The sequence below is a fragment of the Rickettsiales bacterium genome (assembly GCA_041396965.1).
Lineage (GTDB): Bacteria > Pseudomonadota > Alphaproteobacteria > Rickettsiales > SXRF01 > SXRF01.
Map to the genome: position 1 here is coordinate 1030696 of JAWKXN010000001.1, position 12117 is coordinate 1042812.

Genomic DNA, 12117 nt, shown 5'->3' on the forward strand with positions numbered 1-12117 from the left:
AAGAAGTAAAGTTGGATGTTCAATTACCAACCTGTATGATTGTAATTTACCTATGTCCTTGAGCGGTTATTAGTTCTGCCTTGGACTTTGCTTCCTTTATACCATCAATTTTAGTTGAAGGCGAAGTGTATCTTGCGTATTTTTCTACAACAGTGTTTATAGTTTCCTGTGATGCTTGCTCATCTTCCGGTTGTTGGTTGTTTATGTTGGTGAGGAGGTTTTTTAAATTTCCTAATGTTACATTTTGATTATTTTTAATTTTCTTAAAAAATTTATGAGATGAGCCTACTTCACTAAAGAATTTATCTTCTGATTCCCCTTTTTGTATCCGTAGTTGAGTTATAGACTCATCTAGCTTTTTGTTTCCTTGTATAACGTCATCCATTAACTCTGAAAACGGCTTTGATTTATCCGCAATTCCAGACATAACCAGCATTACGTTAGAGGCAGTCTCCTTATCAGTTGTTAGGGCGTTAGCGGTGCGTTTTATTATATCTATTGGTGCTATGCCGTTTTTATAGCTGCCATTCGTTAAATTTTTGACCACACTGTAATCAAAACCATGCTTTTCTTTAAATCCATCTGCTGTAGTGTTATTTATAATCAGAGATTTTTTAAAGAAATCGGCTATAATCTCACCTTTATGTTCAGATCTTTCAATGCCTTTTAATTTGTCTCTAGCTTTGTTCAAAAGTTCATCAACATCTTTCTCCGGTACTTTTAGTAGCAATTTTGTTATTCTATAAGAAAGCTTACTATCATCCGTTAAAACTTTTGCTATCCTCTCAGCGCTTCCTAACCTAACATTATATAGTGAACCACTAGGATTATCTTTGTCATATTTTCTCAATTTATTTACATGAGTAGCTTCAGTTCCATATTCTCTAGCAAAGGAATAATCACTATGCCCTACTGCGTCCAAGGCTTGTGTGAAAAACCCAGCCAAAATTCTGTTTTTTTCATGAATATCATCTGTTTTTTTTATAAGCGACTCTACTGTATATACTATTGCTGGCAGGTTTTTATTATTTCCTTTGGAGATTGTTCTAAGCCTATTAAGGCTATCCTTAGATATGTTATGACTGTCAGCTATTTTTTTTAAGGTAGCGTGTATAGGTTTTTTGTCTTCATTTTCTCCAGCATTATATCCGTTAACCACTTCATCGGTAATGCCTAATATTTGGGCTAGCTCCTTACTATCACCAACATTCCACTCTTTCTTAACGAACTTCAATAATCCACTAAAAGATTTTTTACCATGCTCGGTGTTATCATAATCTATAACTAAATCCTCAAAGGATTTTTTCTTCCATAGTGGCAATAATCTATCTACTACTTCTTCGCTTTTATCAGGTGTTATACTAACATTATCTATTAATATGTCCTTAAGTATCCTGCGCGACGGGGCTATTTCACCACTTGTATTACGTTTTAATAATTCGGACGGAATCTTTGATTTTTGTTTGTCACTTAAAACTGACATTACAGCATTTGGTGCTTGCGCTAATTCTTTAATGCCCAGTTTTTGCTTTATAAAAGATTCTAAATTTTCCTGATGATCAACATCTTCTAATCTATTCTTTGTTTCATTTTTATGATTAGCACTTTTATCTCTTTCTGGAATTAATCTATCTATTACAAGTAAAACATCCCTGTCAGATAACCCTCCTTTTTCTAATAAAGTTTGTTCTAAGTATTTCCTATCACTTTTATCTATGTAGCGTTTTTTTATATCTACATTAAATGGTTCAACTCTTAGGTTGTTTGTCTCACTGTTAAAATAATTGGTAGTCGTAATGCTCGCCTTAAAAATTTTCATAGCGTGTTTTGCATCTATATTGTCACTTGCTAATATAGACGATACTAACCTTATGTCAGGAGCTTGCGTGCCATGTAAAACGCCATTGGTAATTTCTGCGTTAAATTTATTTCGAAATATGTCTTTTAACTGGGTTTCGTTTGGAAAATTTTTATAATCCCTATAATCAACACCAGCGGCATCATATAGGCTATTTATAAAAGCTAACCTATATGTATCTTCGGTAATTTTGGAAGCCATGATTAGAAATTCTATACTTTAAATTTTTTTGTATAATTAAAATAAATTAATTATTTCAATCAGTAAAGCCCTAATTGAGACAATTTTATCCTCTATACCTTTCCATTCATGGGTAAATACTAGTTTTTGGTCGCCACGCAGCTTTAGGCGGCGGGGATTAAGCTCTATATGGCGGATTAAAGCCTCCGGATTTGATACATAATTATTATAAAAACTGATGACCGCTCCCTTAGCTCCGGTATCAATACGCTCAATACCAGCTTTTTTACATAATAATTTGAGTTTAAGAGTGGTAATCAAGTGCCGTACCTCCTCAGGAACATCTCCAAAACGGTCTATTAGCTCGGCGGTAAACTCTTCTATTTCCTCATCAGATTGCATCCCTGCCGCTCTGCGATACAAACCAAGCCGTAAACTTAAGTCATCAATATAGCTTTCCGGTATCAACACCGATATTCCAAGATTGATAACAGGCGTAAAATCCTGCTCACCATCACCATTTTCTACATTCTTTTGATTCTCGGCGCGCAAAGCGGCGACCGTTTCCTCCAGCATTTGCTGATAAAGCTCTATGCCGACTTCTTTAATATGTCCTGATTGTTCCTCCCCAACCAGATTGCCGAACCCACGAATATCCATATCATGACTAGCTAGAGAAAATCCCGCGCCAAGCGTATCGAGCGTTTGCATCACCTCCAGCCGTTTAGTGGAGTTTTTTGTAAGCTCACGGTGGTGTGGCAGCATGAAATAAGCGTAAGCCCGTATCTTACCTCGCCCAACCCGCCCACGCATCTGGTATAGTTGCGCCAGCCCGAACAAATGGGCGTTATGGACGATAATGGTGTTGGCTTCTGGAATATCAAGCCCCGACTCTATAATAGCGGTTGAGATTAATATGTCATATTTACCGTCATAAAAATCATTCATTATCTGATCCAGCTCACTGGCGGGCAGACCACCATGCGCGACCACTATGCGTGCTTCCGGTACTAATTCGGTTATTTTTAATTTAAGTTCGGCAATATATTTAATTCTTGGCGTTACGACAAAACACCTGCCAGCACGGTGCATCTCCCGCATTATCGCTTCTCTGATGATGACCAGATCAAACGGCATGACAAAACTGCGTATAGCCAGCCGGTCAATCGGTGGAGTGGTAATAAGACTTAAATCACGCACGCCGGTAAGCGCCATCTGCAACGTTCTTGGAATAGGGGTGGCGGAAAGTGTTAGCACATGAACTTCTGATTTTAATTCTTTCAGTTTTTCTTTCTGTCCCACTCCAAAATGCTGTTCCTCATCAACAATTACCAATCCCAGATTTTTGAACTTTATGCTTTTAGCGAGTAAAGCGTGAGTGCCAATAACAATATCAACCTTGCCTTCAGCTAGTTTTTCCTTCGTATCTTTTTGTTCTTTAGCCGAAACCATACGTGATAGCTGGCGAACAGTTACATCAAAACCAGAAAAACGCTCTCTAAAATTACGAAAATGTTGGCGGGCTAGCAACGTAGTTGGACAAATAACCGCCACCTGCGTTTTTTGCTCTTCATTGCACGCTGTAACAAAAGCCGCTCTGAGCGCTACCTCCGTTTTTCCAAAACCAACATCGCCACATACCAGCCTGTCCATCGGTTTTCCGGATCTTAAATCATCTATTACTTCTGCTATCGCTCGTGCCTGATCATCTGTTTCTACGTATGGAAAACCAGAACAAAAACTATCATAAGCATTTACTGAAGCGTCAAATATCTTACCTTTTTTAATAAGCCTCTTTGCAGCGATACTAAGCAGAGCCTCAGCGGCTATTTTTATTCTCTGTTTTAATTTCGCTTTGCGGTTCTGCCATGACGCGCCGCCAAGCTTATCAAGATTTATTCCTTCATCATCAAGCCCAAATTTAGAGATTATCTCAATGTTCTCAACCGGCAGAAACAGCTTGTCATCCCCAGCGTAAACCAGCTTCAGGCAGTCATGCACCGCGCCTGACGCTTCTATGGCGACTAGCCCTTCAAACCTACCAATCCCATGTTCTTTATGGACAATTAGATCGCCTTCATTAAAATTAGAGGCTTCACTCATAAATACTTCAGAGCTTTTCTTCTTCCTCGCTTTTCTGACTATCCGGTCACCGAAAATATCCTGTTCACTGAAAATATAAAATTTTTCAGTCTCAAAACCTTTTTCTATAGGTAAAACACACAGCCCAATCGTTTTGCCTTTTATATTTTTTTTGCTCTTCCACTCATCAAGGCGCACGGTATGGAAATCGTTTTCCATTAACAATGTTTGCACACGCTCTCTTGAACCGGATGACATGCAGGCGATAATTACCGGTTTTCCTTGTGCTTGCTGCCTTTCTAATTGATGAAATGGAGTGTTATCCACCTGTCCTTGCGTGAAACGAAGAACAGGACGAAGTTCTAATGATATATTGTTTTTGTCTGATTCTTTAGAAATATTGTTGTCATTGCCGTTTATGATAACGTTTGAATCAAACGAGCTAAAATTCAGGTGATTGCGAATTGAGAGTAGTTTATTAAGTGCGTCCTTCATTATAAATAATTGCGCTGGAGGCGGTGGGTTATATTTATCTTCTCCCGCGAAATTATTTTTTCTACTTATGCTATCCGCTGTTTTCCTCGCCTCGTAATAATCTATTATCGTTTCGCTTCGTTCTTCTATAGCGGTCTTTACGTCATCATCTGATATAATTAGGCTATCTTTGCAGTAATCAAAAATAGTCTGGGTGTTTTCATAAAATAAAGGAAGCCAGTGTTCCATACCGCTATACGTCATGCCTTCCGATATAGCGTCATATAGCGGGTCTTTGCCGCTTACCGCTCCGAACAACTCACGATAATTATTACGGAATCTCGCGATATTTTCCTCATTTAGCAAAACCTCACTTATTGGGTAAATATCAATTCCAGCAACTGAGTCGCTGCTTATCTGAGTCATAGGGTCAAATAACCGTATTTCCTCAACCTCATCACCAAACATGTCAATACGTATTCCTTGCTCCATGCCAGAGGGAATAATATCAATAATCCCGCCACGAAAGGCGAACTCACCGGTTTCCATTGCTTTGCCACTACGGCGGTATCCGTATTTGATAAGAGAATTGCTGAGTTCACTTTGATTTAAGTTGTTTCCCTTATGAATAGAAAAATGGGCAGACACAACCATATCGGCAGGCGGTAATTTTTGTAGCGCGGCGTTCACGCTTATCAATAACACTCTTTTTGTTGGTTTATCTTTACTATTATTTCTGTTTGCCAGATGGTTTAATATTTTTATCTGCTTTGCCATCACTACATTTTTAGGTGACACCCGATCGTAAGGCATACAGTCCCACGCTGGAAATACTAATATCTCGGTATCAGGAGCAAAAAACCGGATAGAACTTTCCATAGTCTCCAGTTCACGGTCATTGGTGGTAATATACAGAATGTCACTGGTGGCGGGAAGAGGGGATACATCTCCATTTAACAAACGGGCGATGACCATTCCTCTTGCGCTTGTGGGAGTTGAAGACAGATTAGCTGATAATATATTATTCATGCAGGGCGTTATAAACATCTATAAAGACTGTTGCAACAGATGAGTTTTATATGTCTGCAAACAGGCTATAGAAAGTTAGCCTCTGCCTTTCTTTTTCTGAGTTTTGGCAAGTAGTTCTGGATGTTCGCTTGCTATAACTTCACAAGCTTCTTTTACTGAAGATTTTATTTCTTCTAATTTGCCATGATTTTTAACTCAACCACTACCGACGACAGTCGGTAGTGGTTGAGTACCTTCACTTTGTTCAATAATCCCTTCTTCTAAAATTTCGAGTAATTGTGTTGATTGCTCTCTGAGTGTATTATTAGATGATAATTCCTCATCACTTAGATAATTATTGGCAACGCTTATCGTTGCGCCAGAAAGAGAAGATAACCCCTCATTCGCGGTAAAATAATCATGGTAACTCCAGTCTTCTGGCGGTTCTTTTGTTATAGCAGGCATTTTATTTCTCCCATGTCCTAAGAAATTCTCTGGCTTTCTCGTCCGGCTCCGGAATATTATCGCGATAAATTATCTTACCGTAACTTTCTGGGTTTCTGTGACGCTTGCCTAAAAAATCCTCTTTCATTTTCTTATATCCATCCATATCGCAACGTATGTAGCAAAAAAAAGACTCTCCCAGCAAATTTTTCCCGTAATAGGTAACGACGCTCTCGCCGCTACCAAACTTTACTTTTTCCGCGAAATTTATATGACTCATATGTCTTTATGGTTCTTGTTTAGTTTTTCTTGTTATTTTATGCTTTTTGTTGAGCTCCAGCAATTCTTTGGTTTATTTTCGGAGGTCTAGTCGGAATTGAACGCTCTTCAAATTCTTTCTTAATTCCAGCAACTTTGACCATTCTATCCTCCGCGTCGGCAATTTCTGTTTGTGCGTCCTTTACAACATTTTTACTTGTTAACATAGAATGAACTATATCCGGATTAGAAGCGACATTTTCTGTAATCAAACGAAAAACACGGTTATCTCCTTCCGTCTCATAGAGTTTATCTTTATAGAATTTATCTTTAGGTATGCTAATTTTATGACGTTTATGAGAAATAAAATAATAAACGTCGCTATCCAGTAATTTTTCTAACATTTTAATCTGTTTTTTCTCTATAGCGACTTTTACCATCTTAAAAGGTAATTCTAAATCATTATCACTAGTAGCTAACTGATAAATAGCTGAACTTTCTTTTTCACCACGATCGGTGAATGCCGATATGAAATCAATATTTCCGGTTTTTATGGCCTCCAAAAGAGAATTTTCTAGTCCGATTATATCACTATAATTATAATTATTTTCAATAGTATTAGGTGACCGCATACATGGAGAGAAAGCATCATGCTCGCCACCAAATAAACTACTTGCATTTAAATCTTGTTGCCTAACAACTGTACCAGTTGTAGAACTAGCGGTATACGTATATTTTTCTTCTAAGAAATTTTTCAAAGCTTCTGGGATGGTGCCACTTTTAGCAGCCGCAGACAAATCTTCCAGCAATTGTTTGCCGAAATTACTTTTAATGTAGTGTATTTGTTCGCCCATGTTCGCGCCATCAGCCGGAACACCAGCTTTCCTATCCTCCTTGTCCCTCATATAACTTTCCTTTTGTTGCAAATTCAGAACCGGTAAATTCTAACTATTTATTAACTATTGTCAATGGGTTTTGTGTCCGTGCTCTCTGAGCCTTTCAAGGATTGGGCGGTACGAATTATCGGTCGGAGGCATCTTTTCTATCAGCCAATCCCAGATGTCCGCGTCGTTTTCATCCAGTAGCTTCTCGTAAATATCTATTTCATTATCACCCATATCTGCCAGATGCTCATCAGCGAAACCACCTAATATTAGGTCTGTTTCCTTCCAGCCACGATGCCAACTGCGATAGCGCAGGCGTTTTATTCTAGTCTCTCTATCCATTTGTCTATATAATACAATATGATATTTAGTTAATATTTTATTTATCTTAATAAACTAAGCTAATACAGCGGATTGTACTAGAAATATATGTAAGAACAAGGTTCATTTTTATGATGAATGATTATAGTGGTGATAGCGCGGTAATTACTATCTGTCAGAATAGCAGAGCGAAGACCGTAACCATAAGCGCTGTGAATGAGATAGCGACAAATATAATAGGTTTTAATGAGCTTGAGCTTATTGGAAGAAAACTCACTGAGATATTGCCGCCACGTATTAAAACTTTACTTGATGAATATGTGGAATATGATTCCGAGATTAATGATGTAGGAACTGTATTAAGCAAAGTTCAGAGCTTCAGTGTAATCGGAAAAAATGATAAAGAAAAAGCTTATCGCCTTAAAGTAGTGCGCACCCAATCACTCGGAAATTCAATATATTTTCTGCTTATATTGCAAGATAGTTTAGGCGCAAGAAAAAATGAAGCCTTGAGAAAAACAATTCGAGAAAATTTTAGAGGTCATGAATCTTTAGATATAGATACAGATCTTCCAGATCGGGAGTCATTGATAAAAGATATAAATATCATGAAAAGATATGCTGGAAGCAACAATATATTCTCATGCTTCGCGGTGTTACAGATAGATCGCTATAATGAATTACTTACGAATAATGGCAATAAAACCTGTAATGAGATTATGAAATATATAGCGAAGCTTGCAAGACGCAGCGTACGTCCAGATGATGTAGTCGGTCACGCTGGAGATGGTCGTATTGGTATATTACTAGTTGACATAGCTAAAGGTTCCGAAAGAATGGTACTTAATCGTTTGCGCTGGCAAGTAGCATCTAACCCGTATATTGGTGATGAAAAAGAAACTATAGGTATCAGTATTACTATATCATTCGCTAATATAAGTGATGATTCGAACGGCAATGAACTAATTAAAAAATGTGAACATAGCTTGGATAATCTTGGTGATAACGCGCACAATACCCTTATAGAGTCAGCCGCCTAACTATATTCCTTAATATTTATTGACTAATTTTTGTAATATATTATCCTAAGCCAAATAGTCAATAACATCTCTACCATAATCTTATGTCTGATATATATGATAGTAATAGAGAAAGAACAACACGACCAACCCGTGCAGGAGGAAATGTGGAAAGAAAAACAGGAAAAGAAATAGCGGAGGAAACTGTCGCGGAATCCTTAAGAAGATCAAACGAAGGGAGAGGATTACCATCTGACGCTTCCGCTCAAGATTTAGTTGATGATATAATGAGGGAATATAACATTAAGTTACATGAAAAATTTCCAGAACTAGAAAATGGCGGAAACCCAAACTCCTCATTACCAAATAAAGGTGGACAAATAGAAAGATAATTCTATACACTTTACTTGCCGATGACTTTTAGCTAATTAAAATAGTCTAACGCAACCAATCAATAGTATCTTTATGGTCGGCCATAAAATCGCCAACATCTCTCATGATTAAATCAAGTTCGCCATTTGGTTTTTCTAAAGCACAGGTAAGAGCCTCTGACTTTAAGCTGAGTCTACACCAGCTACCATTATTACGTTGACAGGCGATAGCTTTATAATTTTTTGATATATTCTTACTATTAAGTTCAAATTTCTCACTAAAATTCCGACAAATAGACTTTGATTTACTGATATATGGCTTACCAACATATATCTCACCACTTGCCAGTGAGCTATTCCATTTATGAGATTTATCAACTCCTACATAATCCATAACATAGTTAAATATTTTATTATAGTAGGCTAGTTGTTCTCCAGTGAGATAGCTACGCGGACTTTCGCTATCATTACTAGCAAAAGAAGGTTTGCAAACAATCACACTTATTATAAATAACAACAGATATTTCATAAAAACATCACTTACTATCTATTTTATCCTTAAGAGCAAAAAGTATATTATCCAGTTTTCCTGATGATTTTTTTATGCCGAAATCATCAACTTTCTTGCTTCCTTCCATAACTATTTTTTCAGCTATCTTACCATTATCAAGCAATATTTTCTCAATAGTTTCCGCAAGATTATTATAATCTCCTCTTGGATAAAGTATCCCATTAATGTTATCCGATATAATGGCTGCCAACCCATCAACTTCTGAGGCTATAACCAAAACGCCATGCGCCCAAGCCTCTAAGACCACTATTCCAAATGTCTCATTGTATGATGGAACGCATAAAATATCAATTTTATTAAAGAATTCTGCTTTTTCATCTTGATAAACCCAGCCCTGAAACTCTATATCATCACTTACCGCAAGCTTATTTGCCATTGACTGTAGCTTAAGTTTTTCCTCGCCATCTCCAGCGATTATCGTCTTTATGTCATAATTCTTTTTCTTTAATATAGAAGTAGCGTTTACTATTTGATCCGCTCCTTTTTCAGGAGATAATCTACCTAAAAAACCAATTGTTAATGGCGTATTTATACAATAATTTTGAATATTTTTTTTCCCACTAAGATCTATCATGTTATTCATTACCACACAGCGATCTTCTGGATATTTATTTTTTACGAAGTGCCTTCTCATATCCTCAGTAAGAGTAATGAGCGCTGAAGCTTTTTTACTATAGCGAACGGTATTGCTGTGGCTTACTCCTATTAAAGGTGTATCATTCCCAGTAAGTGCCATACGACAGGTAAAAATCGCTCTACCATTATGGGCTAATACAATATCCGGCTTATGCTTATTAAATAATTTCTTTAAGCTACACCAAGCGAAAACATCGTAAAAACCATGAACTCTCTGCGTAATTATATTAAATGATAACTCTTTCAGCTTATCTATATAAGGAGCGTTGGGAAGAACTAGGCAAGTAACATCATGTCCACACATAATCAAGGCTTTGCAGTAATCAATGTATGATTGTTCCAAACCACCGACATTATCGGTAAAAAGAGCATGAAAAATTTTTAGCTTGTTCTTTTTTACACTCATTCTTTATTCTTAATTTTATAGCTATAGAAAATGACAGATAAGCGATTTTATAAATCAGATGGTTTCAATAATATATATCAAACATAAAATAAATAGACTACTCCACGCGAATATCAGCCATGACTTGTTCTTTTCGTCACGCCTGTGACTTATTTCCCTCACCGTTTGCGGATGTAGTTTTATCCCATCCTTATCACTAAGTATTTTTAATGTATTTTCTATGTTAAATAAAATATTAGGGAATTTCCGTATTATTTCTCGTGAACTCATTCCCACATCCCTTATTCTTGCTTTCATTCCAAAATTATCTTTTGTCCAATCATCTATTAAGGGTGTCGCCAACTCCCACATATTAAGATTAGGATTTAACATTCTACCAACTCCTTCAGCTACCATCATAGTTTTTTGCATCAGCAATAATTGTGGCTGAACCTCCATTTCAAATTCAGCGGCGATAGCGAACATCTGACCTAGAAGAGCGGCTATTGATATTTCATTAAGCGGTTTTCCCATAATAGGATGAGCGACCGCCATACAGGCTTGTCTGAAAGCGTCACGTGATTTATTAGCTGGAACGTACCCAGCGTCAAAATGCATATCGGCTACCGCCTGATAATCAGCCTGCATGAATCCGTAAAGTATTTCAGCGATATAAATTCGTGACCCAATATCGAGCCTACCCATAATCCCAAAATCTATCGCGACTAAATCTCCATTTTTATCAAGAAATAAATTACCGGGATGTAAATCAGCGTGGAAAAAACCGTCTTTGAAAACTTGTGAGAAAAGGCTACGAGCGGCTTTTGCTAGTATCTCATTATTATCAAAACCACTATTTTTAATCCTCTCCATATCACTAAATGGTATACCATCTACCCAATCCATTACTAACACACGACGACTAGTTTTTTGCCAGTCAATATCCGGTACGCTTAATCCTTTCTCATGTTTCGCTATATTATTCGCCATCTCGGTTGCCGCCGCCGCCTCAAAGCGTAGATCAAGCTCAAAAAATACTGTTTCCTTAAATATTCTTACTACCTCAACCGGCTTTAAGCGTCTTAAACCGTGAACACGCTTTTCCACGATTCTCGCTGCCCAAAAAAATAACTCAAGATCGCGAGCAAAGGCTTTTTCTATATTAGGACGTAAAATTTTAACCGCGACCGTCTTTCTATCTTTGGTTATAGCCTTATGCACCTGCGCTATAGAAGCGGCAGCTACTGGATTTTCATCAAATTTGGTAAAAATTTCCGTAAGTGGAAGCCCAAATTCCTCCTCAACTGTTCTCTTTGCTACATCGCTTGGAAAAGCTGGCAACTTATCCCTAAGTCCAGAAAGATCATTAGCTATATCCTCACCTATAAGGTCAGAACGAGTAGAAAGAGCTTGTCCAAGTTTAATAAATGTTGGACCTAACCGCTCAATGGCGCGCGCTAATCTTTCACCTTTACGTTTATCCAGCTTTTTGCTAGTAAATATTCTGCATACAACAGAAAGAATAGGGGATATTTCCAAATCATCTATCAAAAATAAAGCGTCTTCCTTAGCTAGAATCCTAGCTATATTAAAAAGACGAAAACTATTACGTAAACCAGTGAACAT

Annotated in this window: 11 protein-coding genes; 2 read left to right on the forward strand and 9 right to left on the reverse strand. The window is 37.3% G+C overall.

Annotation, left to right across the window (positions count from 1 at the left end):
* Positions 1-46: 46 nt before the first annotated feature.
* The 6 genes from R3D71_05275 to R3D71_05300 form a co-directional block, all read right to left on the reverse strand.
* Complete coding sequence (locus tag R3D71_05275) at positions 47-2059, reverse strand: hypothetical protein (GenBank protein ID MEZ5691057.1); 2013 nt, start codon at positions 2057-2059, stop codon at positions 47-49.
* 36 nt (positions 2060-2095) lie between these two features.
* A complete protein-coding gene (gene mfd, locus R3D71_05280; protein MEZ5691058.1) occupies positions 2096-5623 on the reverse strand; it encodes a transcription-repair coupling factor in 3528 nt (1175 codons plus the stop codon).
* A gap of 195 nt (positions 5624-5818) precedes the next feature.
* Positions 5819-6067, reverse strand: a complete 249-nt coding sequence (locus R3D71_05285) for a hypothetical protein (GenBank protein ID MEZ5691059.1) — start codon at positions 6065-6067, stop codon at positions 5819-5821.
* 1 nt (position 6068) lies between these two features.
* Positions 6069-6326, reverse strand: coding sequence for a hypothetical protein (locus R3D71_05290; protein ID MEZ5691060.1), 258 nt, complete (start codon positions 6324-6326; stop codon positions 6069-6071).
* 37 nt (positions 6327-6363) lie between these two features.
* Positions 6364-7209: a hypothetical protein gene (locus R3D71_05295; GenBank protein ID MEZ5691061.1), complete on the reverse strand. Its 846-nt coding sequence runs from the start codon at positions 7207-7209 to the stop codon at positions 6364-6366.
* Positions 7210-7269: 60 nt separating this feature from the next.
* Positions 7270-7530 carry a succinate dehydrogenase assembly factor 2 gene (locus tag R3D71_05300; GenBank protein ID MEZ5691062.1) on the reverse strand — a complete coding sequence of 87 codons (261 nt, stop codon included), beginning with the start codon at positions 7528-7530 and terminating at the stop codon, positions 7270-7272.
* 110 nt (positions 7531-7640) lie between these two features.
* Here R3D71_05300 and R3D71_05305 point away from each other — a divergent pair, with 110 nt between their 5' ends.
* Positions 7641-8549 (forward strand): GGDEF domain-containing protein, encoded by a 909-nt coding sequence (locus R3D71_05305; protein MEZ5691063.1) that lies wholly within the window; start codon positions 7641-7643, stop codon positions 8547-8549.
* An 83-nt stretch (positions 8550-8632) separates the two neighbouring features.
* Positions 8633-8920 (forward strand): hypothetical protein, encoded by a 288-nt coding sequence (locus R3D71_05310; protein ID MEZ5691064.1) that lies wholly within the window; start codon positions 8633-8635, stop codon positions 8918-8920.
* A gap of 46 nt (positions 8921-8966) precedes the next feature.
* Here the strand turns inward: R3D71_05310 and R3D71_05315 are convergent, their stop codons facing one another.
* From R3D71_05315 to ubiB, 3 genes are read right to left on the reverse strand one after another with little or no spacing between them, the layout of a single operon-like run.
* The gene (locus tag R3D71_05315) at positions 8967-9428 is read right to left on the reverse strand and encodes a hypothetical protein (protein ID MEZ5691065.1); all 462 of its coding nucleotides are present in this window, start codon (positions 9426-9428) and stop codon (positions 8967-8969) included.
* Between the two features lie 7 nt (positions 9429-9435).
* Positions 9436-10512, reverse strand: coding sequence for a glycosyltransferase family 4 protein (locus tag R3D71_05320; protein ID MEZ5691066.1), 1077 nt, complete (start codon positions 10510-10512; stop codon positions 9436-9438).
* 54 nt (positions 10513-10566) lie between these two features.
* A complete protein-coding gene (gene ubiB, locus R3D71_05325) occupies positions 10567-12117 on the reverse strand; it encodes a 2-polyprenylphenol 6-hydroxylase (GenBank protein ID MEZ5691067.1) in 1551 nt (516 codons plus the stop codon).